The organism is Nonomuraea sp. NPDC050540, assembly GCF_044457485.1.
GTDB lineage: Bacteria > Actinomycetota > Actinomycetes > Streptosporangiales > Streptosporangiaceae > Nonomuraea.
Map to the genome: position 1 here is coordinate 227,058 of NZ_JBITHA010000008.1, position 24,634 is coordinate 251,691.

At 70.0% G+C, this 24,634-nt stretch carries 25 protein-coding genes and 1 pseudogene; 10 read left to right on the top strand and 16 right to left on the bottom strand.

All coding sequences use genetic code 11. The features are described from left to right. Positions 1-41: 41 nt before the first annotated feature. The 12 genes from ACIBI5_RS27920 to ACIBI5_RS27975 all read right to left on the bottom strand — a co-directional run bounded on the left by ACIBI5_RS27920 (position 42) and on the right by ACIBI5_RS27975 (position 10,528). Positions 42-809: an isoprenyl transferase gene (locus ACIBI5_RS27920; protein ID WP_184967670.1), complete on the bottom strand. Its 768-nt coding sequence runs from the start codon at positions 807-809 to the stop codon at positions 42-44. 49 nt (positions 810-858) lie between these two features. After that, positions 859-1,359 (bottom strand): hypothetical protein, encoded by a 501-nt coding sequence (locus ACIBI5_RS27925; protein ID WP_397251668.1) that lies wholly within the window; start codon positions 1,357-1,359, stop codon positions 859-861. 72 nt (positions 1,360-1,431) lie between these two features. Further along, positions 1,432-2,259 (bottom strand): amidohydrolase family protein, encoded by an 828-nt coding sequence (locus ACIBI5_RS27930; RefSeq protein WP_397251669.1) that lies wholly within the window; start codon positions 2,257-2,259, stop codon positions 1,432-1,434. Between the two features lie 9 nt (positions 2,260-2,268). Further along, the gene (locus tag ACIBI5_RS27935) at positions 2,269-2,625 is read right to left on the bottom strand and encodes a hypothetical protein (RefSeq protein WP_397251670.1); all 357 of its coding nucleotides are present in this window, start codon (positions 2,623-2,625) and stop codon (positions 2,269-2,271) included. A 139-nt stretch (positions 2,626-2,764) separates the two neighbouring features. Then, positions 2,765-3,595: a DUF692 family multinuclear iron-containing protein gene (locus tag ACIBI5_RS27940; protein ID WP_397251671.1), complete on the bottom strand. Its 831-nt coding sequence runs from the start codon at positions 3,593-3,595 to the stop codon at positions 2,765-2,767. 12 nt (positions 3,596-3,607) lie between these two features. Continuing rightward, positions 3,608-4,567, bottom strand: a complete 960-nt coding sequence (locus ACIBI5_RS27945) for a TIGR04222 domain-containing membrane protein (RefSeq protein ID WP_397251673.1) — start codon at positions 4,565-4,567, stop codon at positions 3,608-3,610. Positions 4,568-4,627: 60 nt separating this feature from the next. Then, a complete protein-coding gene (locus tag ACIBI5_RS27950) occupies positions 4,628-5,593 on the bottom strand; it encodes a TIGR04222 domain-containing membrane protein (RefSeq protein WP_397251675.1) in 966 nt (321 codons plus the stop codon). 40 nt (positions 5,594-5,633) lie between these two features. Continuing rightward, positions 5,634-7,427 (bottom strand): phosphoenolpyruvate carboxykinase (GTP), encoded by a 1,794-nt coding sequence (locus ACIBI5_RS27955; RefSeq protein WP_397251677.1) that lies wholly within the window; start codon positions 7,425-7,427, stop codon positions 5,634-5,636. 235 nt (positions 7,428-7,662) lie between these two features. Continuing rightward, positions 7,663-8,169 (bottom strand): hypothetical protein, encoded by a 507-nt coding sequence (locus tag ACIBI5_RS27960; protein WP_397251679.1) that lies wholly within the window; start codon positions 8,167-8,169, stop codon positions 7,663-7,665. A 73-nt stretch (positions 8,170-8,242) separates the two neighbouring features. Continuing rightward, positions 8,243-9,511, bottom strand: a complete 1,269-nt coding sequence (locus ACIBI5_RS27965) for a C40 family peptidase (RefSeq protein ID WP_397251681.1) — start codon at positions 9,509-9,511, stop codon at positions 8,243-8,245. Then, the gene (greA, locus tag ACIBI5_RS27970; protein ID WP_184967656.1) at positions 9,508-10,008 is read right to left on the bottom strand and encodes a transcription elongation factor GreA; all 501 of its coding nucleotides are present in this window, start codon (positions 10,006-10,008) and stop codon (positions 9,508-9,510) included. Before greA ends, ACIBI5_RS27965 begins: the two co-directional genes overlap by 4 nt. Before the next feature lie 100 nt (positions 10,009-10,108). Further along, positions 10,109-10,528 carry a DUF4307 domain-containing protein gene (locus ACIBI5_RS27975; protein ID WP_397251684.1) on the bottom strand — a complete coding sequence of 140 codons (420 nt, stop codon included), beginning with the start codon at positions 10,526-10,528 and terminating at the stop codon, positions 10,109-10,111. Positions 10,529-10,662: 134 nt separating this feature from the next. Here ACIBI5_RS27975 and mca point away from each other — a divergent pair, with 134 nt between their 5' ends. The 3 genes from mca to ACIBI5_RS27990 are packed head-to-tail and all read left to right on the top strand — an operon-like array spanning position 10,663 to position 12,048. Continuing rightward, the gene (mca, locus tag ACIBI5_RS27980) at positions 10,663-11,547 is read left to right on the top strand and encodes a mycothiol conjugate amidase Mca (RefSeq protein WP_397251687.1); all 885 of its coding nucleotides are present in this window, start codon (positions 10,663-10,665) and stop codon (positions 11,545-11,547) included. A gap of 51 nt (positions 11,548-11,598) precedes the next feature. Then, positions 11,599-11,766 (top strand): hypothetical protein, encoded by a 168-nt coding sequence (locus ACIBI5_RS27985; RefSeq protein ID WP_184967652.1) that lies wholly within the window; start codon positions 11,599-11,601, stop codon positions 11,764-11,766. After that, the gene (locus tag ACIBI5_RS27990) at positions 11,767-12,048 is read left to right on the top strand and encodes a GNAT family N-acetyltransferase (protein WP_397251689.1); all 282 of its coding nucleotides are present in this window, start codon (positions 11,767-11,769) and stop codon (positions 12,046-12,048) included. On the opposite strand, the gene ACIBI5_RS27995 is transcribed toward ACIBI5_RS27990, so the two are convergent. Beyond that, positions 12,034-13,188, bottom strand: a complete 1,155-nt coding sequence (locus tag ACIBI5_RS27995) for a hypothetical protein (protein ID WP_397251691.1) — start codon at positions 13,186-13,188, stop codon at positions 12,034-12,036. The genes ACIBI5_RS27990 and ACIBI5_RS27995 overlap by 15 nt on opposite strands. Positions 13,189-13,280: 92 nt before the next feature. Between ACIBI5_RS27995 and ACIBI5_RS28000 the strand changes: the two are divergent. Beyond that, a pseudogene (locus ACIBI5_RS28000) lies at positions 13,281-15,252 on the top strand (thioredoxin domain-containing protein). Positions 15,253-15,261: 9 nt separating this feature from the next. Further along, positions 15,262-16,110 (top strand): ammonia-dependent NAD(+) synthetase, encoded by an 849-nt coding sequence (gene nadE / locus ACIBI5_RS28005; RefSeq protein ID WP_397251693.1) that lies wholly within the window; start codon positions 15,262-15,264, stop codon positions 16,108-16,110. Here the strand turns inward: nadE and ACIBI5_RS28010 are convergent. Together ACIBI5_RS28010 and ACIBI5_RS28015 are read right to left on the bottom strand one after the other, a co-directional pair. Then, a complete protein-coding gene (locus ACIBI5_RS28010; protein ID WP_397251900.1) occupies positions 16,107-18,176 on the bottom strand; it encodes a transglycosylase domain-containing protein in 2,070 nt (689 codons plus the stop codon). The two genes, nadE and ACIBI5_RS28010, sit on opposite strands and share 4 nt — an antisense overlap. A gap of 186 nt (positions 18,177-18,362) precedes the next feature. Further along, positions 18,363-18,842, bottom strand: a complete 480-nt coding sequence (locus ACIBI5_RS28015; protein WP_397251695.1) for an Lrp/AsnC family transcriptional regulator — start codon at positions 18,840-18,842, stop codon at positions 18,363-18,365. Positions 18,843-18,909: 67 nt separating this feature from the next. Between ACIBI5_RS28015 and hppD the strand changes: the two genes are divergently transcribed. Genes hppD through ACIBI5_RS28030 form a run of 3 tightly spaced genes read left to right on the top strand, consistent with a single transcriptional unit; the run spans position 18,910 to position 21,950 of the window. Continuing rightward, positions 18,910-20,010, top strand: coding sequence for a 4-hydroxyphenylpyruvate dioxygenase (gene hppD / locus ACIBI5_RS28020; protein ID WP_397251697.1), 1,101 nt, complete (start codon positions 18,910-18,912; stop codon positions 20,008-20,010). A gap of 34 nt (positions 20,011-20,044) precedes the next feature. Then, a complete protein-coding gene (locus ACIBI5_RS28025) occupies positions 20,045-20,479 on the top strand; it encodes an RDD family protein (RefSeq protein WP_397251699.1) in 435 nt (144 codons plus the stop codon). A gap of 55 nt (positions 20,480-20,534) precedes the next feature. Further along, positions 20,535-21,950 carry a M1 family metallopeptidase gene (locus tag ACIBI5_RS28030; protein ID WP_397251701.1) on the top strand — a complete coding sequence of 472 codons (1,416 nt, stop codon included), beginning with the start codon at positions 20,535-20,537 and terminating at the stop codon, positions 21,948-21,950. Here the strand turns inward: ACIBI5_RS28030 and ACIBI5_RS28035 are convergent. Continuing rightward, complete coding sequence (locus ACIBI5_RS28035; protein ID WP_397251703.1) at positions 21,947-22,942, bottom strand: ROK family protein; 996 nt, start codon at positions 22,940-22,942, stop codon at positions 21,947-21,949. The genes ACIBI5_RS28030 and ACIBI5_RS28035 overlap by 4 nt on opposite strands. 240 nt (positions 22,943-23,182) lie before the next feature. Here ACIBI5_RS28035 and ACIBI5_RS28040 point away from each other — a divergent pair, with 240 nt between their 5' ends. Together ACIBI5_RS28040 and ACIBI5_RS28045 are read left to right on the top strand one after the other, a co-directional pair. Next, positions 23,183-23,617: a PadR family transcriptional regulator gene (locus ACIBI5_RS28040; RefSeq protein WP_397251705.1), complete on the top strand. Its 435-nt coding sequence runs from the start codon at positions 23,183-23,185 to the stop codon at positions 23,615-23,617. Then, positions 23,614-24,540, top strand: a complete 927-nt coding sequence (locus tag ACIBI5_RS28045) for a hypothetical protein (protein WP_397251707.1) — start codon at positions 23,614-23,616, stop codon at positions 24,538-24,540. Before ACIBI5_RS28040 ends, ACIBI5_RS28045 begins: the two co-directional genes overlap by 4 nt. Positions 24,541-24,634 lie beyond the last annotated feature (94 nt).

The following is a 24,634-nucleotide window of genomic DNA, read 5'->3' on the forward strand; positions in this document are numbered from 1 at the left end:
GGTCACTTTCAACGTTACGTACCAGATACCCCCATGCGGGATCAGGAACCGTAACGACGGTGTCTCGCGGCGTAGTCGCGCAGCGCCCGCAGGAAGTCGACCCTGCGGAAGTCGGGCCAGTAGGCCTCGCAGAAATAGAACTCGGAATGAGCGCTCTGCCAGAGCATGAACCCGGAAAGCCGCTGCTCCCCCGAGGTCCGGATGAGAAGGTCCGGGTCGGGCTGGCCGCGAGTGTAGAGATGCTCGGCGATGTGCTCGACATCGAGAACCTCGACGAGGTCCTCGATGCTGGCTCCCTTGCTTGCTTGCTCCTGGAGGAGTGAGCGCACCGCATCGGCAATCTCACGTCTTCCTCCATACCCAACCGCAACGTTCACAATCAACCCTGGACGGTGTGATGTGACTTCCTTTGCGTTTTTCAGGACATTTGCCGTCCTATCCGGCAACAGATCGAGCGCGCCGACCGGGCTGATCCGCCAGCCCTCCTCGACCAGCTCCTGCACCACGTCCTCGATGATGCGAAGGAGCAGCTCCAGCTCGTCCTTGGGGCGGTTGAGGTTGTCGCTGGACAGCATCCAGACGGTCACGACCTCCACCCCCGCCTCACGGCACCAGGTGAGCAGCTCGGAGATCTTGTCGGCGCCCTTACGGTGCCCTCTGCTGACGTCCTCCAGGCCCATCGAGCGGGCCCATCGGCGGTTGCCGTCGATGATGACGCCTACGTGCCGGGGGCCGTTGCCCTTCGACAGCTTGAGCTTGGCCTCCAGCCGGTGTTCGTACACCCGGTAGACCAGGTCGCGCAGGCCCACGGAGCCCTCCCAGCGATGCTGTGCCTGTAAGAGGCAATTATCACCGCGTTTAGGCGTTGCCCGCCCCCTCAACGGGATTCCTCGCGAGATCCCGTCCCCCGAGGCAGCCCTCCGCCTCTGTGACCAGCACCCCCACGAACACCGCCAGTTCCGCGGAAGTCAGCACGGCCCGCATGCCGACGCCCCCGGGACCCCACGCCTCGACGTAGGCCCTGCGCGTCAGCCGCCACTCGCCCCGACGGCCTTGACCTGGCATCCAGACCGGAATCGTGCGCAGCTGACAGCGCAGCTCACCGCCGCCCATGGCGCCCGACCGCGTCCGGTAACGGAAGGAGAACAGCTCACCCTCCGGCTCGTCCTCGGGAAACCTGTCGTCGGGATCCGGCCAGAGCCCCGCCTCGCCGCGCCCGTCGCGCGCGTCCGCGACCCCGCGCGCCAGGCGCGCGAGCAGCCAGCCGCACCGCTCCCCCACCATCCCGTACGGCGTGCCGTCCCGCCAAAGCTCAAGGGTGACCTCGTACGGCCTGCCGACACTGTCACGACAAGCCACAGGCGTCACGGTCAGGTAAGACCCATCGACACAACGTAGTCCCCCCACGCCTAGAGAGTTTCCCCCCGAAACTCAGCTAAACCCGTAAAAACGCCCAGCAGTGCCACCGAACACCTGATCTCTCCCCTCCTCCCCGACCAGGGCCAGCGCCGTCTCGTAGACGGTCCGGTAGTCGGCGGCCAGCAGCGCCACCGGCCAGTCGCTGCCGAACATCAGCCGCTCAGGGCCGAACGCCTCGACCGCGTGCGCCACGTAGGGCCGCAGGTCCTCGACCGTCCAGCCGGCGTGGTCGGCCTCGGTGACCAGCCCGGAGACCTTCGCGTACACGTTGGGGAAGGCCGCCGCCGCGGTCATCTGCTCCGCCCACGGCTGCCAGCCGCCGTCCTTGATCCGCGGCTTCGACAGGTGGTCGATGACGATCCTGAGCGCCGGGTGCCGGGTGGCCAGCGTGACCACGTGCTCCAGGTGGCGCGGCAGCAGCGAGACCACGTCGAAGGCGAGCCCGCTGTCGGCCAGCACGCCCAGGGACTCCAGCACGCACTCCCCGACCAGCCAGTCCGGGTCGGGCTCCTCGTGGATCAGGTGGCGTACGCCGACAAACTTCCGATGACTGCCGTAACGCTCGATGGCCTTCGCGGCCTCGTCGGGGTCGGTGAGCGGGATCCAGCCGACGACGCCGGCGATGAAGTCGTGGGCGTCGGCCAGGGCCAGCATCGCCTCGGTCTCCGCAGAGGAGTCGGCCGCCTGGACCAGCACCGTGGCCTGCACTCCCGTGGCCGCCAGCTCGGGGGCGAGGTGCTCGGGGGCGTAGGTGCGGTACAGGACTCCCGCGTCCGGGGCGAGCCAGGGGTAGTCGCCGGTCTCGAGGTTCCAGAAGTGCTGGTGCGCGTCGACTATCACCTCGCAAACCTAGGATGTCTCGCGCCGCCACGGCAAGAGGTCGCGCCAGCCCCTGGACCGCTTGGGCAGCCTGCCCCGCTCCTCCAGCCAGGCGGCGAACGCGTCGGCGTCCTCCCGGTAGCCCTTCGGCGGGGCGGTGCGGGCGGCGGCGTAGGCGGCGAACTCGGCTCCCAGGTCCGCCCCGGCGGCCAGGGCGGCGTCGGGACGCAGTCTGGCCACCACGCCGCGCCGCTTGGACACCAGGCTCGCGGCCTGCGCCCTGAGCCGGTCGGCGTCGAACCCCTCGGGCGCCGGCGCACCGGTCACCAGCGCCGCCACGACCCGCTCCTGAGCCTCTTCCAGCCGCCGCCGGTCCTCCGCACTCACGCTCCCGCCCAAACCCGTCTCAACCCCCTCCCCAGCCTCCCGCCCAACCGCCCGCGCGGTCTCTGGTCCAGGTGGTTCCGCGGGGTCCGGGCCACGGGGTGACGGGGGTGTGGGGGCGGCGGCCGTACCGGGGAAAGGGTCAGGGGGCATGGTGGGCGGTCCCGAGCGACATCGCGGTCCTGATGCGGTCCAGTTCGCCGGCGAGGGCGGCGTCGCTGGGGTAGTCGTCGTCCCACTCCAGCAGCACGCCCGGCGGCGTGACGCGCGCGCACAGCTCGGTCAGGATGTCGAGGACCTCCTGCGGCACGCTGGCCGTGTGCGTGTCGTGCCAGATGCCCCCGTGCTCGTGCCCCCCGGCGACATGCACGTAGGCCAGGTGCGCCAGCGGCAGCGCGTCGAGGGCCGCCACCGCGGACAGACCGAGGTTGACCTGGTTGGTGTAGAGGTTGGCCACGTCGATCAGCAGGTGCACCCCGGTCCGCTCCACCAGCTCGGCCAGGAACTCGCCGTCGGTCAGCTCGTCCTCCGGCCAGCCGAAGATGGCCGCCACGTTCTCCAGCGCCAGCGGCACCGGCAGCGCGTCCTGCGCGCGGCGGACGTTGTCGGCGACGACGTCGAGCGCCTCCCGGGTACGCGGCACCGGCAGCAGGTGCCCGGCCTCCACCCCGCCCGCCCGCACGAACGCCAGATGCTCGCTGACCAGCGGCGAATCCAGCGCCTGCGCGCACGCGGCCAGGTGCGCCAGCCGGTCGGGATCGGGCGGCTGGGCACCGCCCACGCCCAGCCCGACGCCGTGCGGCACCACGGGCAGGCCGCGCCCGCGCAGTACCCGCAGCGACTCGGGCAGTCCGGCGGCGGGCCTGATGTTCTCCGCGATGACCTCGACGAAGCTCACGCCCGCCATCCGCTCGACGGTCAGGTCGATCTCGGATCGCCAGCCGATCCCCACGCCCAGCTCGAAGTCCGCCACCGACGTCCCCTCTCAGCCGCCTCCGCCGCAGCCACCGCCGCAGCCGCCGCCTCCACAGCTCGACCCGCCGCCGCCGTCCGAACCGCCGCCCGACGAGCCGCCGAAGTCGCTTCCGCCACCGTAGTCACCGCTCCCGCTGCCGCCGCCGCAGCTGCCCGCGGCACAGGACCCGGCGCCGCTGCCCGCCGAGTTGCGCTGCGCCTCCAGCTCGGCCTCCAGTTGCGGGTCGCCCAGCTCGCCCAGGCCGTAGAGGGCGACGGGCATGGCGACCGCGCCGACCGCGGCGCCGGTGACGAGGTAGGCGCCCGGCATGTGCCGGCGCTCGGCGTACTCGACCTGCTCGCGCCCCGCGGTCGTGATGTCGTTGCCGAGCATCTTGTGGTGGCGCCTGCGTACGACGATGCCGCCGATCCACGTGCCGGCCGTGACCGCCAGCGCGACCACCCCGAGCAGCCCGCCCCCGCTGAAGACCAGGTAGATCGCCATCCCGATCGAGGCAAGCAGCGCCCCGATCACCAGCGCGCCCAGCTTCTTCAGGTACGCGCGCACCGACGCCAGATCGCCGTCCGGCACCACCAGCCCGAGCGCCGACAGGTGGTGCTTGAGCGAGTCCATGGCCGCCCCGTTGCCCACCTCGTGCCTGACGGCCGCGACCGAGACCCCGCCGGGCCGCGCCGCGACGGCGGCCAGCACCGCCTCCTCGATCGGGTCGCCGGCCAGCGTGGAGACCGCGTGCAACGAGCCGCCGCGCGAGACGCGCAGGTCACCGGACTTGGCCAGCAGGCCGATGGCGGCGTTGACCACCCGCCGCGGCCCGCCGGCCAGGTAGGCGAGCTCGTAGTGTCCCAGGGCGCGGAGATTGCCGTTCACGGCGGTGGAACGGATGCGGAGGTGTTCGCGCCTGAGCGCGGAAACGGTGGCGCCCGCCGCCACCGCGAGGAAGACGGAAACGATCAACAGGATCAGGTCCATGCGCGGCCTCCTCTGGCTCGTACCCGATAGACGCACGCGGCCCGGCGAAAGTTTCCCGGATCAGGAACTGGATCCGCAGCTCGATCCGCCGCCGCCTCCGCCGCAACTGGAGCCACTCGACCCGCCGCCGCCGTCCGAGCTCGAACCGCCGAAGTCGCCCCCGCCGGACCCGCCGTCGCCGAAGGTCGAGGAGCCGGAGTCGCTGTGGGAGCCGCAGGAGCCGCCGCAGTCGGAGTGCGGGTCGCCGGCCGACAGTCCGTCGCACAGGTCACGGTCGTCCAGTTCGGTCAGCCCGTACAGGGCCACCGGCATCGCGACGGCGAGGGCCGGTGTGGAGGTGTCGCCGCGGCCCCTCGGGTGGTACTGCCGCGCCGACTCCAGCACCCGCCTGCCCTCACCGGTGACCAGGTTGCGCAGCCTGCGCTTCTCCTTGTAGTGGCCGGAGAACCCCATCACCACCGCGAACCCGCCGAACAGCAGCGCGCCGGCGAACACGAAGTCCTTGCCCGCGACCCCGGCGAGCGCCAGCACCACCAGGGCGATCTCGAAGCCCATCGCGCCCCAGGCGGCCAGCCGCAGCGCTTCCAGGCGCCGCCGGGCCACGCCCTGCGCGCCCTCCGGCATCAGCAGCCCGTGACCGCGCAGCCGCGCCTCCAGGGCCAGGAACGCCGGGCTCGTCTCCAGCAGCTTGCGCACCTGCGCGGCCCGGTGGCCCGGCCGCATGGCCACGGCGTCGAGCACCGCCTGCTCCAGCGGGTCGGACGAGATCGTGGCGCCGTGGACCGGGCTGACCTGGGCGCCGCGCGAGACGCGTACGGCGCCGGCCGTCGCGAGGACGGCCAGCGCCGTGTTGATCGCCCGCCGCGGCCCGCCCGCCAGGTAGGCGAGCTCGTAGTGCGTCAGCCGGTGCCCCGCCTGCGAGAGCGTCGCGTTGGCGACCTTGAGCCGCTGCTTGGCGACGCTGCCCGACAGGTTGCTGATCAGGGCGATCAGGGCAAAGGCGGCGAAGAACAGGAAGATGTCCATCCCTGGTCAAGGTAGAGGGGCGCCGCCGTACCCCACAAGCTCAGGAGAGGCGGTCGAGCAGGGCGTTGTACTCCTCCCACAGCTCCTTGGGCAGGTGCGAGCCGAACTTCTCGAAGTGCGGCGGGATCTGCGCCGCCTCCTCACGCCAGACGTCCTTGTCGACACTCAGCAGGGTCTGGAGGTCCTCCTCCGCGATCTCCAGGCCCTCGGTGTCGAGCTCCTTGGGCAGCAGGCCGATCGCCGACGGTACGGCCTGGGCCTCGCCGTTGAGCCGGTCCACGATCCACTTCAGCACGCGGCTGTTCTCGCCGAAGCCCGGCCAGATGAACTTTCCGCCGGCGTTCTTGCGGAACCAGTTGACGTAGTAGATGCGCGGCAGCCGCGCGCCTTCCCTGTGGCCGATCTTCAGCCAGTGGCCGAAGTAGTCGCCCATGTTGTAGCCGCAGAACGGGAGCATCGCGAACGGGTCGTGGCGCAGCTCGCCGACCTTGCCCTCGGCGGCGGCGGTCTTCTCGGAGGCGACGTTGGCTCCGAGAAAGACGCCGTGCTGCCAGCTCAGCGATTCGGTGACCAGCGGCACCGCGGTGGCGCGGCGGCCGCCGAACAGGATCGCCGAGATGGGCACGCCCTTGGGGTCCTGCCACTCGGGGGCGATGGTGGGCGCCTGCGAGGCAGGGGTGGTGAAGCGGGCGTTGGGGTGGGCCGCCGGCTCGTCGCTGTCCGGGGTCCAGTCGCGGCCCTTCCAGTCGGTCAGGTGCGCGGGCGGGATGTCGGTCATGCCCTCCCACCACACGTCGCCGTCGTCGGTGAGCGCGACGTTGGTGAAGATGCTGTTGCCCCAGAGCGTCTTGATGGCGTTGGCGTTGGTGACCTCGCCGGTGCCGGGGGCCACGCCGAAGAAGCCGGCCTCGGGGTTGATCGCGTACAGCTGCCCGTCGGCGCCGAAGCGCATCCAGGCGATGTCGTCGCCGACCGTCTCGACCTTCCAGCCGGGGATCGTCGGCTGGAGCATGGCGAGGTTGGTCTTGCCGCAGGCGCTCGGGAAGGCGGCGGCGATGTAGCGCGTCTCGCCGCTGGGCGGGGTGAGCTTGAGAATGAGCATGTGCTCGGCCAGCCAGCCCTCGTCGCGGGCCATGACGCTGGCGATGCGCAGGGCGTAGCACTTCTTGCCCAGCAGGGCGTTGCCGCCGTAGCCGGAGCCGTAGGACCAGATCTCGCGGGTCTCGGGGAAGTGGCTGATGTACTTGGTGTTGCTGCAGGGCCAGGCGACGTCGTCCTGGCCGGGCTCCAGCGGCGCGCCGACGCTGTGGACGGCCTTCACGAACTCGGCGCGCTCCTCGATGAGCCTGAGCGCGCGCTCCCCCATCCGCGTCATGATCCGCATGGAGACCGCGACGTAGGGCGAGTCGGTGATCTCGACGCCGAGCTGGGAGATCTCGCCGCCGAGCGGGCCCATGCAGAAGGGCACGACGTACATGGTCCTGCCGCGCATGCAGCCCTTGAACAGCTCGCCGAAGGTGGCCCGCATCTCGTCCGGCGCGATCCAGTTGTTGGTGGGGCCGGCGTCCTGCTCACGCTCGGAGCAGATGTAGGTGCGGTCCTCGACGCGCGCGACGTCGCTGGGGTCGGACTTGGCGTAGAAGCTGTTGGGGCGCTTGGCCAGACGCGTGAACGTGCCCTGTTCGACGAGGAGGTTGGTCAGGCGGGTCCACTCCTCCTCCGAACCGTCACACCACTCGATCCGATCGGGCTGGGTCAGGGCGGCGATCTCGTTCACCCAGGCGACCAATTCGGCATTGCTCGTCGGGGCGGGTACTTCTACAGAAACGGACACGGCAGCGACTCCTCCACTTCTCAGGGCCAAAACATCATTAACGACGACGACCGGTTTTCGCCAATTGGCATAGACCTGTTGTCGCAGGCAGAGGCCCTGGTGATTGGGGAAGCCTACCCACATGAACGGGTTCTAAAGAAAACCCTCGAATCAGTGGTTTAGGCCAATGCGAATGGTCTAAACCAATAGCGGAAGAGGTTTAGTCCTTTCGCCGGAGCGTTTCCGCTGCGCAGTCCTAGGAATTGACGTCCGGGCCGGAGGAGCGGACGCGGTCGACGTGCTGCAGCGCGTCGCGCAGATCGGCGAGCCACGTGTCGGTGTGCTTGCCGACCAGGCGTACGCACCACGCCAGCGCGTCGCTGCGGCTGCGGGCCACGCCCGCGGCCACGAGGGTGTCGAGAACCTGCCGCTCGGGCTGCCGGAGCCGGGTCATCACCGGCACCGACAGCGTGGTGAACATCACGGTCTCGCCGCCGCAGACCACGCCCCACGACACCTTCTGCCGGAACTTGCGCTCCGCCTCCCTGGCGATCTCGATCCGCCGCTCGCGCGTCTCCTCGCGGAAGCGCCTGACCAGGCCGTCGATCAGCGCCGCCCGCTCCGCCTCGCCGCCCTCGGCGGGCGGGTCGGGCAGCGTGCCGAGCACGGCGATCTCCTCGCGGTCCAGCACGATCTCCGGCGGAGCCGCGAACCAGCTCTCTGGCATGCGGCCGGTGAACCAGCCGCGAATCTCGCTTTCCATGTAATCAACATTACACACTTGCAGGCCGTAGCCAAGAGCTCGCTCGGGCCGAAACGAAGGGAGTGAGAACGCCCTAGCGGACGCGGGCCGCGACCGAGGGCGCGATGCGGACCACGCCCGCGAAGTTGCGCATGCCCACCGGCGAGATCTTGACCACGTCACCGGTACGCGGCGCCTGGAGCATCTTGCCGTCGCCCAGGTAGATGGCCACGTGGGAGATGTACCCCGGGTTGGTCGGATCGTGCCGCCAGAAGATGAGGTCACCGGGCTGCGCCTGGGCGTACGGGATCTGGGGGCCCGCCACCCACTGCTGGTGCGTCACGCGCGGAACCCTGATGCCCGCCTGGGCGTACGCCCACTGGACCAGCCCCGAGCAGTCGAAGGTCTCCGGCCCCTCGGCTCCCCACACATAGGGACGACCCAGCTTCGACAGGGCGGCCTTCAGCGCGACGGTGATCTGCTCACCCGACATGAAGGAGTTCCCCTGGTAGACCAGGTTCTGGACCGGCGGCGGGCCGACCGGGTTGATCTCGGCGATCTGGGTGCCCTTGGGCAGGATGCCCATCAGCTTCTTGCGCAGGTTCGCCGAGTTGGCCTTGGGCGCGCTGACGATGAGCGCGTTGTCGTGCGGCAGGCCCAGGGTCCTCGCGGTCTGCTTGGAGACCACCGCGTCCACCGCGCCGAAGCCGGTCGTCGCGTACGCGCCCACCCGCAGCGGGCCGCCGGGGCCGCTCACCTGGCGATGCAGGGTGAGTCCGCCGTCGTTGCCGAGCACGAAGGAGACGGCCACGTCGCCCCGCGCCACGTTGGTCCACAGGCCGTCGGAGGCGGCGGTGACCTTGGGGGTGTAGGCGCGGAAGGTCGAGGGGTCCACGCCGAGCGTCTGGACCCGCTTGCCGTCGATCATGACCGAGGCGGCGTCGGCCAGTTCGAGCGCCCTGATGCCGCGCACCTTCGCCACCTTGCCCAGCAGCGGGGTCGTGAAGGGCTTCTTGGTGACCACGAACAGGTTCGGCTTGTGCAGGCGGCCCAGCGGCCGCACACCCGGGTCCTGGGGGCTGGTCTGCGCCACCAGGTTCTCCTTGGGCGGCGCGGCCGGCTTGCGGCGTACCGACTGGGCGGTCTTGACCTCGGGCTCAGGCGGGCTCTGGAACTCGCCCAGCAGCAGCACGTCGGCGGTGAGCACCGCGACCAGCGTCACCACGATGAAGGGGATCAGCCGGCCTAAGTCGCGGCGCCTGCGCGAGGTCACCAGAAACGCCAGATCCTGCCGGATGCCCGAGGCATGCGGAGGATCCGCCGGGCCCACGGCCCGGCGGAGGTTGTCGTTCTGTGTCGTCAATTGCCGATGTACGGCACGGCCTCAAGGATCTCGACCGTGTTCTGCCGGCCGTTGGGCAGCGAGTACGTGGCCCGCTCACCGATCTTCTTGCCGTTGATCGCGGCACCCAGCGGGGACTTGGGCGAGTAGACATCGATCGGGGCGCCGGTCTCCTCACGGGAGGCCAGGAGGAAGGTCACCTCGTCATCGTCGCGTTCGAAGCGGATCGTCACCGTCATGCCGGGGCCCACCACGCCCTCGGTCTTGGGCGCCTCGCCCACCCTGACGTTGTCGAGCAGCTGCCGCAGATGGAAGATCCGGGCCTCTATCTTGCCCTGCTCGTCCTTGGCGGCGTGGTAGCCGCCGTTCTCCCGCAGGTCGCCCTCTTCGCGAGCGGCCTCGATCTTCTTGGCGATGTCGACGCGACCCGGGCCCGACAGGTAGTCGTACTCCTCCTTCAGGCGGTCGTACGCCTCCTGCGTCAGCCAGGTGACGTTCTCATCGCGAGAGTCGGCCACGGGATCTCCTTGCTTACTTAGGGGGCCCTGAGTTCACTTGGGGTTACGAATTGCGAAAGGCTAACAAGTTAGCTGCTCGAACGCTTCCCCAAATGTCTCACTATACGAGATTGCAGTACTGGATGTGGACGGAAGTGGCCTGGGCAGTGGTGTCCAGACGCTCCTTGAGCTGCTTACTACCCTCACCTGGGGGGATTCTTACTTCCTTGCTGCCTACTTCTCCGTGGTTGACGTCGGTCGCCCGCAGGCGGCACACGGCCATCCGGTCGGCCGGCTTGCTCACCGTGAAGGTGATCTCGGCCTCGTCCGGGCGTTCTATGGAGAAGGTGATGACCTGAGGCTTGGCACCGCTGGCGCTGCCCGTCATCGACCACATCACATAGCCCCAGCCACCAGCGACGATGGCGACCAGCACCCCGATCACCACGTGCACAACGATGCGGCCCCCGCGCCTCTGTCGATCGGGGAAGTCGTCGGGTGTGCCGAGAACGGGCCCGTTCTCGACATCTCTGGTGGCCATGGCGGAATCTCCCTGCACTCCCTAAGCGTTATCCGAGACAATTGTCGCCCGCGTGGGCCCCGCCCTCGCGACCGCCCAGCAGAAACTAACCTCTCTGGGCACCTGATCGGTCCAACTGAGGAGACATCGAGCCCGTGAGTGCACCGCTGAGGCTGATGGCCGTCCACGCCCATCCGGATGACGAGTCGAGCAAGGGCGCCGCCACGATGGCGCGCTACGTGCGCGAAGGCGTCGAGGTCCTGGTCTGTACTCTCACGGGCGGCGAGCGCGGTTCCGTGCTCAACCCAAAGATGGACCGTCCCGAGGTGGTCGCCAACATCGCCGAGATCCGCAGGGCGGAGATGGATCGCGCGCGCGAGATCCTCGGCGTCCAGCAGCGTTTCCTCGGCTTCATCGACTCGGGGCTGCCGGAGAGCGAGGAGGAGGAACTGCCCGACGGCTGCTTCGCCCTCCAGCCGCTGGAGAAGGCCGCCGAGCCGCTCGTGGCCGCGGTCCGCGAGTTCCGCCCGCACGTGATCATCACTTATGACGACGACGGCGGCTACCCGCACCCCGACCACATCATGACCAACCGGGTCTCCGTCGAGGCCTTCGAGGCGGCCGGCGACCCCGACCGCTACCCGGGCACCGGCGACCCGTGGCAGCCGCTGAAGCTCTACTACCAGATGGGCTTCACCAAGGAGCGCTTCGAGGCGCTGCACGACGCGATGACCGAGCGCGGCATCGGCTCGCCGTACGCCGACTGGATCTCCCGCTGGGAGGACCGGCCCGCCAAGTGGCCGGTGACCACCCGGGTGCCGTGCTCCGAGTACTTCGACATCCGCGACCAGGCGCTCATCGCCCACGCCACGCAGATCGACCCCGACGGCTGGTTCTTCAGCTGCCCGCGCGAGCTGCAGCAGGAGATCTGGCCGACCGAGGACTACCACCTGGCCCGCTCGCTGGTCGACACCGATCTGCCGGAGGACGACCTGTTCGCCGGCATCCACGCCGACGACCCGAGCCCCGCCTGCCACTGAACGGGACCGGGTGCCGGTCCGACCACCGCACCCGGATGGCAGACTGGAAGAGTGACAGTTCTGGCAGCTGGCGAAGTCAGCCCCGGCCTGCTCGGCTTCCTCGTCGTGGCGGCCATCGGCGCGGCCCTGTACCTCTTGATCAAGTCCATGAACAAGCAGATGGGCAGGATCACGGTGCCGCGCGACGGCGACGTACCCGACGAGAAGAAAGCCGAGTAGATGCCGACCGAGATAGTCGACAACTCGACGGAGAGCCGCTTCGAGATCCTCGTGGACGGCCGGGTCGCCGGGTTCGCCGACTACAAGCTGCTGCCCACGAAGATCGTTCTCACCCACACCGAGGTGCTGCGGGAGTTCGAGGGCCAGGGCCTGGCGGGCAAGCTGGTCAGGCACGCGCTCGACGCCAGCCGCGACACCGGGCTGAAGGTCTCGCCGGTGTGCCCGTACGTGAAGACCTACATTGAGCGCCACCCCGAGTACCAGGACCTACTCAGCGGGTGACCAGGCGCGCTCCAGCGCCCTCGGCAGGCCCCACCAGCCGAGCGGCGTGAGCACGTCGTCCTGGTCCACGATGCCGAGGTAGCCCCACAGGAACACCACCGGCAGGAACAGTCCCTCGGTGGTGGCGAGCTCCTCCTCGTCGCCTTCCGCGCCTTCGACGTCGATGTCCTCGGACTCGGCGATGAGCCTGGCGATCCGCTCGGGCGAGGCCAGTACGCCGGGGCCCAGCCTGGCCAGGGCGGCCACGGCGGCCAGCCAGTCGGCGTGCTGGATCGCGCAGAGGTTGGCCAGCACCGTGTCCTCGTGGCCGAGTTCGGCGTCCAGGTCGGAGAACTCCTCCGGGTCCTCGACGTCGGCCAGGTCGGAGATCGGCCCGGCGATGCCGGCCGCGACCGCCGTCCACAGGTCCGCGTCGTCGTCGGGCAGCGGCCGGTCGTCCAGCCCCGCGCAGGCGCGCAGCACGTTGCCCGGATAGCCGGGCAGGCCGAGGATCTCCCGCAGGCGCCCGGCCGCCCGCTCCAGGTCGGCCTCGGGAAGCTCCGGCCGCTTGGGCAGCTGGGCCACGATCCGGCGCAGCTCCGACAGCGCGAACGCCTCCTCCTCGTCCCAGGCGGCGAACAGCTCCTCGTCCTGCTCGTCGCTGACCGCGTGACCGGGCACCCGCCCGTCGGGCAACGGCGAGTTGAGCCACCGCTCCTGCAGGTCCTCGTACGCGCGGCGCTCCTCCGGCTCCTCGCGGGCCAGCGCGTCAGGGTCGATCTCCCCCGCCGCGATCCGCTCCTCCAGGAAGGCGACCATCAGGTCGTACATCTCGGCCGCCACCGGGCCGCGTTCGTCCTCCTCCGGCCAGACGAAGTAGCCGGGGGTCAGCAGGATCGGCTCGCTGCCCGTGGCCTCCAGCCACCGCTGCACCTCACCGACGGTGGCCGCGCCCGACTCGATCGAGCTGAGCATCGCCTTGGCCGACTCCCAGAACGGCAGGGAGAGCGGGTTGGCCGCGCCCATGAGGGCGCGGCGCAGGTCGGGCATGGCCACCAGCGCCACCCCCGACGGTACGGCGAGCAGCGCGCGGGCCACGTCCCTGCGGGTGAGGGCGGCGGCGGGGCGGCCGGCATGCCTGCTGACGAAATCCAGATCCACGCTCCGTAACCTACGCCCCACGACGGCGGCACGTCCCGGACCGCCCGGTTCGTCCCGGTGACCTAGTTGTTCGGTTCTGACAGGATGGTCACATGAACCGGCTGGGTAGTGAGACCTCTCCCTACCTCCTCCAGCACGCCGCCAATCCAGTCGACTGGTGGCCTTGGGGAGAGGAGGCGATGCAAGAAGCGAGACGGCGGGACGTACCCCTACTGATCAGTGTGGGTTACTCATCCTGCCATTGGTTACTCGCTTCTTGACCGCCACTGATGCCATGTGATGGCGCATGAGAGCTTCGAGGACGAAGCCACCGCCCAGTTGATGAACGAGCACTTCGTCTGCGTCAAGGTCGACCGCGAGGAACGGCCCGACGTCGACGCCGTGTACATGAGCGCCACCCAGGCCATGACCCACCAGGGCGGCTGGCCGATGACGGTGTTCGCCACGCCCGACGGCCACCCCTTCTACTGTGGCACCTACTTCCCCCGCGACACCTTCCAGAGGCTGCTGCTCGGCGTCCACCAGGCCTGGACGGGCGATCGCGAGCAGGTCCTGGCCCAGGGGTCGAAGGTGGTCCAGGCGCTCAACTCCCACACCTCGCTGCCCAGCGGCCCGCTGCCGGAGGCGGCCACGCTGGAGCGGGCCGTACGGAATCTGCGCGCGGGCTTCGACGCCGAGCGGGGCGGGTTCGGTGACGCGCCCAAGTTCCCGCCGTCGATGGTGCTGGAGTTCCTGCTGCGCGCGGGCGAGCGCGACATGTCGGCGCGCACGCTGGAGGCGATGGCCAGGGGCGGCATCTACGACCAGCTCGGGGGCGGCTTCGCCCGCTACAGCGTGGACGCGGGCTGGGTGGTGCCGCACTTCGAGAAGATGCTCTACGACAACGCCCTGCTGCTGCGCGTCTACACGCACTGGTGGCGCCTGTCGCGCGAGCCGCTGGCCCGCAGGGTGGCGCTGGAGACCGCCGAGTGGCTGCTGCGCGAGATGGGCACCGCGGAGGGCGGGTTCGCCTCCGCGCTCGACGCCGACAGCGAGGGCGAGGAGGGCAAGTTCTACGTCTGGACGCCCGCCGAGCTCACGGACGTGCTCGGCGCCGGCGACGGCGCGTGGGCGGCGGAGCTGTTCGAGGTCACCGGCACGTTCGAGCACGGCACGTCGGTGCTGCAGCTGCTGAGCGACCCGGCCGACCTCGCACGCTACGAGCGGGTCCGTGAGCGCTTGCTCGCCGCCCGTGACCTGCGGGTACGGCCCGGCCGCGACGACAAGGTCGTGGCCGCCTGGAACGGCCTGGCCATCGCCGCGCTGGCCGAGACCGGCGTCGTGTTCGAGCGCGAGGACCTGGTGGCGGCGGCGCGGGCGGCGGCCGTACTGCTGGAGGAGGTGCACGTCACCGGCGACCGGCTGACCCGCACCTCCCGCGACGGACGGGCCGGCGCCAACGCCGGCGTGCTGGAGGATTACGCCGACGTGGCGGAGGGCCTGCTCACCCTCTACTCGGCGACCGGCGAGACCCGCTGGTTCACGCTGGCGGGGACGCTGCTGGAGACCGTGCTCACCCGGTTCGCCGACGGCGAGGGCGGGTTCTACGACACCGCGGACGACGCCGAGCGGCTGTTCCAGCGTCCGCAGGACCCCACGGACAACGCGGTGCCCTCCGGGCAGTTCGCGGCGGCCGGGGCTCTGCTGTCGTACGCGGCGCTGACCGGCTCCCGGCGGCACCGCGAGGCGGCCTACGACGCGCTCGGCACCGTTTCCGTGCTCGCCGTCGGCCATGCCAGGTTCGCGGGCTGGGGCCTGGCGGTCGCCGCCGCGGCGCTGTCCGGGCCGGTGGAGGTGGCCGTGGTCGGCGCCCCAGGCGATCCCGGCACGCGGGCGCTGCACCGGGAGGCCATGCTGTCCGGTTCGCCGGGACTGGTGATCGCGCTCGGGCCGTCCGAGGAGGTGCCGCTGCTGGCGGGGCGATCGGGGATCGACGGCGGAGCCACGGCCTACGTCTGCCGCGACTTCGCCTGCCGGCTGCCGGTGACCACCCCGGAGGACCTGAGGGCCGAGCTGTCGGCCTAAAGTACCGGGATGGCTAACCTACGGGAGCAGATTCTCCGCGAACTCGGGGTGAAGGCGACCATCGTCCCCAAAGTCGAAATCCGCCGGCGGATCGACTTCCTCAAGGACTACCTGCGCTCGACCCCGGCCAAGGGCTACGTGCTCGGGGTCAGCGGCGGCCAGGACAGCACGCTGACCGGCCGGCTGTGCCAGCTCGCCGCCGAGGAGTTGCGCGCCGGAGGGCACGCGGCCACCTTCGTCGCGGCGCGGCTGCCCTACGGCGTGCAGGCCGACGAGCACGACGCGCAGATCGCCCTCGACTTCATCCGCCCGGACCGCTCGATCGCGGTGAACGTCAAGCCGGGCGCGGACGCCACCGCGGCGCAGACGGCGCTCGGCGTGCGGGAACTGCTGGGCGACGAGCCCACGCTGCGCGACTTCGTGCGCGGCAACACCAAGGCGCGCGAGCGCATGGTGATCCAGTTCGCGATCGCCGGGCAGCTCGGCATGCTCGTCGTGGGCACCGACCACGCGGCCGAGGCCGTGACCGGCTTCTTCACCAAGTACGGCGACGGCGGCGCCGACCTCACCCCGCTGACCGGGCTGACCAAGCGCCAGGGCGCCGCACTGCTCCAGGAGCTGGGCGCGCCGCCGAGCGTCTGGGAGAAGGTGCCGACCGCCGACCTGGAGGACGATCGGCCCGCGCTGCCCGACGAGGTGGCGCTCGGCCTGACCTACGCCCAGATCGACGACTACCTGGAAGGCGCCGAGGTGCCGCGGGAGGTGGCGGACAAGATCGAGTCGACCTATCTCGCCACCCGGCACAAGCGGGCCCTTCCCGTCACGCCGTACGACGACTGGTGGCGGCCAGGCGCCTAGCCGTTGGGGCGGCCGTTGGCGGGGCGGCCGGTGTTGTCCCGGTTGTCGCCCGGTCCCGTGGTGGGGGCGCCGGTGCCGTCGCCGCCCGTGGGCGGGCCGGTCTCCGGCTCCTCGGGGAGCGTCGGGTCGTCGCTGGGGGTGTCCGTGGGCTCGGGTTCCGTGGGCTCGAACGTCGGGTCGGGCGTCTGCGTGACGTCGTCGTTGGGCCAGCCGTCCGGATCGCGGGCGTCGTCGTCGCGCATGCCGCGGTCGTCGTCGGGCTCGGAGTCGTAGGTGCCGTAGCCGAAGTCCGTGGGCTCGGGGAACTGCACGACGGGCTTGCCGGCCATCGCCTCGGTCATGAAGGCCCGCCAGATCTGGGCCGGGAGCTGGCCGCCGAACTGCACGCCGTACCCGGGGATCTGGACGGTCTTGTTGTCGTCGCGGAACATGTTCACCGCGGTCGCCATCTGGGCGGTGAAGCCGTTGAACCACACCGCGCCGGAGTCGTCCGTGGTGCCGGTCTTGCCGGCGACGGGGCGGTCGTAGAGGCGGGCGGCGGTGCCGGTGCCGTACTTGACGACCTGCTGCATCGCGTACGTGGCGTCGCCGGCGGCCTCCTTGCTGATGGCCTGGGCGGTGGCCGGCTTGATGGTCGTCTTCTTGCCGCGGGCGTCGGTGACCGACTTGATGACGTGCGCCTCGGCATGTACGCCGCCGTTGGCGAAGGTGGAGAAGCCGGAGGCGTTCTGCACGGCGCTGAGCGAGGCCACGCCGAGCGGGAACGAGGCGGCGCCCTGGTGCTGCTTGAGCTGGGCGGCCGGGATGCCCATGGCCTCGGCGGTGGCGGCGACCTTGTCCAGGCCGACCTTCTGGCCGAGGTCGACGAAGGCGGTGTTGACCGAGCTCTGGGTGGCGCGGATCAGGTTGATGTTGCCGTAGGAGCGCCCGCTGTCGTTGGGGATGGGGTGTGAGGGGTCGGAGGCCACGCGCATCGGCGAGTTGCCGTCGACCCGCGTCGAGAGGCCCATGCCGTCGTTGAGCGCGGCGGCCAGCGTGTACGGCTTGAAGGTCGAGCCCGCCTGCACCCGGGAGGAGAAGGCGTTGTCGTACTTGTACTGGGAGGCCTTGCCGCCGTAGAAGGCGATGACCTCGCCGGTGGACGGTTCGACCGCGGCCAGGCCGACGCGGACCTTCTTCGGGGTGCCGGCCGGGACGACCTGCTTCACGGCTCGGGCGGCGGCGTCCATGAGCTTCTTGTCGAAGGTGGTCACGATCTTCAGGCCGCCGCCGTTGATGGCCTCGTCGGTGTAGCCGCGCCGGTTGAGCTCGGCGCGTACCTGGTCGACCATGTACTGGCTCTGGCCCTTGAACTCGAAGGGCTTCTTCGGCGCCTTGAGCGTGGGGAACTTCTCGGCCGCCGCCTGGTCGGGCGTGAGCGCGCCGATCTCGCGCATGCCGTTGATCACCGAGGTCCATCGGGACTTGGCCGCGTCGAGGTCGCCGCCCTGGGGGTCGGCGAAGCGGCTGGGCTGCTGGATGACGGAGGCGAGGTAGGCGGCCTCCGAGACGGTGATCTTGCTGACGTCCTTGCCGAAGTAGGCCTGGGAGGCGGCCTGCACGCCGTTGGCGCCGCGGCCGAAGTAGATCGTGTTGAGGTACTGCTCCAGCACCCATTCCTTCGACTTGGACTGGTCGACCTTCATCGCGATGAGGATCTCTTTGAACTTGCGGGTGACCGATCGCTCCTGGCTGAGCCCGCTGTAGTAGTTGCGGACGAGCTGCTGCGTGATCGTGGAGCCGCCCTGCAGCTGCTGGCCGGTGACGGTGGACCAGACCGAGCGCACGGTGCCCTTCACCGACACGCCGCTGTCGGTGTAGAAGGAGCGGTTCTCGATGGCGATGACCGCGTCGCGTACGTGCTTGGGCACGCTCGCGAGTGGAACGTTCTTACGGTCGACGCCCTGCCGGGCGATCTCGGTCTTGCCGTCGCGGTAGTAGATGACGGAGCCCTGTGCGGTGGCCTGCTTCTGCGTGCTGTCGGGAATGGGAGTCATCGCCCACGCGATGCCGAAGAGCCCGATCATCACGACGATTCCCACACCACTGGCGATTAGGAAATAGCGGAGAATCCGCCGCTTTCGCATGCCCTTCTCCCCATCACTCCGCACGCGCAACCCCCCGATCGCCCTCTGCTCCGCCCTCGCGACCTGGGCGAATGTCAAGGGTAAACGATCGATAACGGTGCCTCGACCCTGAACCCGATGGTACGTCTACCGCGCCGCACGACGCGGGACATCCGCGACCAAGGGCAGCACACGGTATGGGACAGGTGTGTCGAGCGCGATTACGGAGGATGTTCTGAGCACACCCTGGACTTCCACGATCTGGTCGATAACCCGCTGGAGGTCGGCATTCGTGCGCGCCACGACCCGGCAGATGAGATCGCTTCCGCCGGTGATCGTGTGAACTTCGAGCACCTCGGGAATGTGCGCGAGCCGGTCCGCCACGGGATCGTGCCCGGCCACCTGGCGAATCTCCATTGTGACGAACGCCATGACGTCGTAACCCAGCGCGGCCGGCGAGACGTCGGGCCCGAAGCCGGTGATCACCCCCCGGGCGATCATGCGATCGAGCCGCGCCTGGACGGTCCCGCGCGCCACGCCGAGCCGCCGCGAGCACTCCAGGACGCCGAGCCGCGGCTCAGCGGTTAGCAGACTGAGCAGTTTGGCGTCCAGTTCGTCGATGGCCATGGACAGATTGTCCACCAAAACAAGTCACTGTTGCGCAGTAAGCTCATCAAATTCAACAGTTAGCCCTATGAGCGACGTATTTCCGGTGAACGGCATGCACGCCGTGGTCTTCGCGGTGGGCAATGCCAAGCAGACCGCCCACTACTACTCGACCGCCTTCGGAATGCAGCTGGTGGCCTACCGGGGCCCGGAGACCGGCAGCAGGGACGAGGTGGCGTACGTGCTCAAGTCCGGCGGCGCCGTCTTCGAGTTCAGGGCCGCGGTACGGCCCGGCCACGACCTGGCCCGCCACGTGGCCGAACACGGTGACGGCGTGATCGACCTGGCCATCGAGGTGCCCGACGTCGAGGCGGCGTACGCCTATGCCGTCGCCCATGGGGCGCGGGGGCTGGCGGAGCCGTACACGATGGAGGACGAGCACGGGAAGGTGATCGTCGCCGCGATCGCCACCTACGGCGAGACCCGCCACACGCTGATCGACTGCTCCAACTACAACGGCCCCTACCTGCCCGGCTACGCTGCCCGCGAGCCGATGGTGGCGCCTCCGGCCAAGCGGTTCTTCCAGGCGATCGACCACTGCGTCGGCAACGTCGAGCTGGGCAAGATGGACGAGTGGGTGGAGTTCTACCGCGAGGTGATGGGCTTCACGAACATGGCGGAGTTCGTGGGCGACGACATCGCCACCGAGTACTCCGCGCTGATGTCCAAGGTCGTCGCCGACGGCACCAGGAAGGTCAAGTTCCCGCTGAACGAGCCCGCGATCAGCAGGAAGAAGTCGCAGATCGACGAGTACCTCGAGTTCTACGGGGGCCCCGGGGTCCAGCACATCGCGCTGGCCACCAACGACATCCTGGCCACGGTGGACAACATGCGCGCGGCGGGCGTGCAGTTCCTCGACACTCCCGACTCCTACTACGACGACCCCGAGCTGCGCTCGCGCATCGGCGAGGTCAGGGCGCCGATCGAGGAGCTGAAGAAGCGCAAGATCCTCGTGGACCGCGACGAGGACGGCTACCTGCTGCAGATCTTCACCAAGCCCGTGCAGGACCGGCCCACGGTCTTCTTCGAGCTCATCGAGCGCCACGGCTCGCTCGGCTTCGGAAAGGGCAACTTCAAGGCGCTGTTCGAGGCCATCGAGCGCGAGCAGGAACTCAGGGGCAACCTTTAGTTTGTCCTGACCCGGTGGTGGTGATCTTGCTTGCATGACACCACCACTGGCGGGGCGCTGGCGGCGACTGTTCTCGGGCATCCTGGACGAGATCATCATCGCGATCGTCTCGATACCGTTCAGCTGGAACAGCTGGACGTACGTCTGGGACTCCAGCCGGGGCATCTGGGAGCGCATCCCGACGCAGCACGTCTTCCTGCAGTCGGTCATCGCCTTCCTCTACTTCTGGCTGCTGCACTCCTACTGGAACGGCCAGACGGTCGGCAAGAAGATCTTCGGCATGCGGGTCGTCCAGGAGAGCGGCGGCAAGGCCACGGTCGGCCAGGTGGCCATCCGCGAGGCGGTCAGGACCGTGCTGAGCTGGCTGTGCTGCATCGGCGCCCTTCTGGACCTGGGCTGGATTCTCTTCGACGGGCGTAAGCAGGCACTGCACGACAAGGCGGGCAAGACCCTCGTCGTGGATGCCTGAACCAGGCTCTTACCTATCGTAGGCTTCTGGTCACGCTTCGAAGGGAGACGTGGCCATGGGGTCCACCCGGCGCATCGCGGTATCGCTCACCGCGCTTCTCGCCGTGCTCGCCTGCTCGCCGTCCAACGGCGCCGCCGCCCCGACGTCGGCCCAGCCGGTGGCGGGGGACGCGGGCGCGCCGGGGATCGGCGACGCCGATTTCCCGCTCGACGGCAACGGCGGGTACGACGTCGCCCACTACGACCTCCGCCTCGACTACGACCCCGGCAAACTCCACCTCAACGGCGAAGCCGCCATCCAGGCCAGGGCCACCCAGCGGCTGAGCCGGTTCAACCTCGACCTGTCCGGGCTCGACATCGGCGGCGTGTCGGTCGACGCGCGCGAGGCGACGTACTCTCGCAGCGGCGACGAGCTGACCGTGATCCCCGCGCAGCCGCTGGACAAGGGCGCCAGGTTCACGGTGAAGGTCACGTACTCGGGCAGCCCGAAGCCGATCAAGGACGCCACCAACCTCGGCACGTACGGCTGGATCGCCACTCCCGACGGCGCCTTCGTCGTCTGCGAGCCCAACGGCGCCAAGACCTGGTTCCCCGCCAACGACCACCCGGCCGACAAGGCCCGCTTCGACTTCGAGATCACCGTCCCGCAGGGGCTGACCGCGCTGGCCAACGGCGAGCTGACCGGCAAGCCGCGGACCTCGGGCGGCAAGACCACCTTCTCCTGGCGCGAGAAGCACCCGATGGTCACCTACCTGGCCACGGCCACGCTGGGCCGCTTCGAGCTGCGTCAGGGCAAGACCGCCACCGGCATCGCGAACCTGGTCGCCGTCGACCCCGGGTTCCGTTCCTCGCTCGACCGGCTCTACACCGTCTCCGGCCAGGTCACCGACTACTGGAGCTCGGTCTTCGGCCCCTACCCGTTCTCCTCGACGGGCGGCGTGGTGGACAACTTCCCCGCCGGTTACGCGCTGGAGAACCAGACCAAGCCCATGTACGGCGGCTTCGACCCCGACGAGGGCATCATCGCCCACGAGCTGGCCCACCAGTGGTTCGGCAACAGCCTGAGCGTCAAGCGCTGGCGCGACCTGTGGCTCAACGAGGGCTTCGCCACCTACGCCGAGTGGCTGTGGCAGGAGCACCGCGGCAAGTCCCGCGCCCAGGCGGTCTTCGACAACTACTACGCCCGCCCGAGCACCGACCCCATCTGGGCCTACCCGCCCGGCAGGGCCAAGCCGAAGGACCTGTTCAACGAGTCGGTCTACACGCGGGGCGCGATGACGCTGCACGCGCTGCGCACCGAGATCGGCGACCCCGCGTTCTTCCGCCTGATCAAGGACTGGGCCGCCGGGCACCGCTACGGGCACGTGACCACCGCGCAGTTCGTGGCGCTGGCCGAGAAGGTGTCGGGCAAGCAGCTGGACAAGCTGTTCGACGCGTGGCTCTTCCAGCCCAGGCGGCCCGCGGGCGGCTAGTCCGGCCGGTAGAAGAAACGATCCAACGCGAGCGCCGCGGCCCCGGCCACTCCGGCGTCGCGGCCGAGGCCGCAGCGGTCCAGGTGAACGGGCTCGCGCGTCCTGTCACGCAGGGCGGCCCGTATCCGGTCGAGCAGGTCCTCGGGCGCGGCCGCGTACAGGCCGCCGAGCCGGACGTGCTCGGGACCGAGCAGGGTGACGGCGGCGGCCAGGGCGGTGGCGAGCCAGGTGGCCACCTCGTCACGGAGCACGGCATCGGCCGCCACTGCCGCCATCAAGCCCTCCTGCCCTCCTCCGCCGCCGCTCAGGCGGGCGGACAGGGCGGGTCCGGAGATCACGGCGGCCAGGCAGCCGGTGCCACCGCAGGCGCAGGGCGGGCCGTCGTCCGTCACGCGGAGGTGGCCCAGGTCCGCCGGGCGAAAAGGGCGGCCGTCGAGCACCGCCCCCGCGCTCACGCCGCCGTCCACGTGCACGTAGACCAGGTCGCGGGCGCGGCAGCCGTACCTCGCCTCGGCCAGGGCCATGGCGCAGGCGTCGTGTCCGGTCACGACGCCCGGCCCGAGCGGGACCCCGAACCGGTCGGCCACGCGCCGGTCGGGCGCGGCCACGCCGACGCCCAGCACCCGCGCGGGGTCCACCCCCGACGCGGCGACCAGCGCGTGGATCGCCTCGGCCAAGGGCCCGCAGGCCGGTACGGCGCCGCCCGCCGCCCGGCCCAGCAGGTCGCGCAGCCCCAGCCGCACCCCGTCCGGCCCGGCGTGCACCCCTACCACCCAGAACGCCTCCGGCAGCAACGCCACGTCGGTGGCGGGACGCCCGACCCGGGGCGCGCCCGCGAGGCCTTCCGCCAGGCAGCCGTCCGCGATGAGCTGGCCGACGACCTTGGTCATCGTGGTGGCCGACAGCCCGGTCCTGCGGGCCAGCTCCGCCCTCGGCATCGGTCCGGCGTCACGGAGGAGACGCAGCACGAGGCCGCGGGCTGTATTGGTCATGGTGAGAACGAAACTAATCTCCCCATCACCGGACACAAGACCCAAAAGGCACTAGCTCCCCGCGAGCGGCTGTCCCTCGGGTCCGCCCAGGTCGTTCCACGACGGATCCACGACCGCACCGGCGACGAGCGGCCCCTTGAACGATCGGAGCGCGTCGGTCAACACCCCCTGCTTGGACACCTCGCCGCGAAGCGTTACAAGCGTTGCAGACACTCCGTTGAACGGAATACGGTCTTCCCCATGCCCAGAGGAACCTCTGAAGTCAGCGAGCCGATGTTCTTCGTGCTCACCGCGTTGCTCAACGGACCGCTCCACGGACACGCGATCAGCAAGCTGATCCAGGAGCTGTCCAACGGCCGGGTACGCCCGTCGGTCGGCACGCTCTACGGCATCCTTGAGCGCCTGCACGAGCGCGGCGTGATCGCGGTCGATCGCGAGGAGACGGTCAACGGCCGCAACCGCCGCTACTTCCGCATCACCGACGACGGCCAGACGCTCGTCGAGGCCGAGGCCAGGCGGATGCAGGAGGCGGCGGCACTGGTCCTGCGGCTGTCTCCGGGCCAGGTACAAGCCTGGGGCCTGGGCGCCGGTTGGGATCTGGGCGTCGTCTCGGGCCTGAGCCGGGGCCGGGGGGCGCGGGCCGGGGTGTCCGCGCTGAGGATCGCGCGCGGATGACGGCCACGCTGGAGCGTCCGGACGCCAGCGTGCTCGAACGCCGCTATCGCAAACTGCTGCTGGCCTATCCGCGCCCGTACCGGCAGGCGCACGGCGACGAGCTGCTCGACGTGCTGATGGAGTCGGCGGACGCCGACCGCACCGTCCCGCCACCCAGGGAGGCGGCGGGGCTGGTGGCGGGTGGCATCCGTGCACGCGTCATCCACCTGGCGGGTGGCAGCGTCTGGCGGGACGGGCTGCACCTGGGCGTGGCCGCCGTGGCCGTCGCCAATCTGGCGGCGCTGGTGCCGTACGCCGGATCGATCCCGTTGTGGACGGCGCTGTCGGCCCTGTCGGTGCTGGCCGTCCTGCGGGGGTGGGTCTGGGCCGCGATCCCCCTCACCGCGGCCGTCGGCGTCAAGGCGGTGGCCATCGCGGGCGGCCGGCAGGTGGCGGAGCTGACCCAGGTGCCGGTCTATCCGGGGCTGCTCACGGACCGGCCGTTGTTCGTCGACAGCGATCCGGGGGTCGTGGCCGTCGCCTATGGGCTGGTGGTGCTCGGCCTGCTGGCGTTGGCGACGCGCGGGGGCGCCCCGCGCGTGCGTTCCTGGTGGTGGTGGTCGGCGATCCCGCTCCTGGCATGGAACGGCCCCGCCTGGATGATCGAGGAGCACAATCTGCCGATCAGCCTGAGCCGGATGGGGCTGGAGCTGGCCCTGATGGCCGCCGCGGCCGTGGCCGGCCACCTGACCCGCGACCTGCGCTGGGCGGCCGGCTGCGCGTTCTACCTGGCGGTCACTGTCGCGGGGGTGAGCCTGCTGACGCTCCCCGAGTACGGCGTGATCCCCACCTCGCAGCACCTGGCGTACTGGGCCCTGCTGGGACTGCTGACGGCGGCCACCGCCCTCCTGCCCCTCCGGCACCGGAGGCATGCCCTGGATTGACGATACTCCGTTGAACGGACTATGGTCTCCGGCATGCTCAAGAGATCAACTCTTGCCGCGACCGCTGCGACCGCCGGGAACGGGGGAAAGCGTG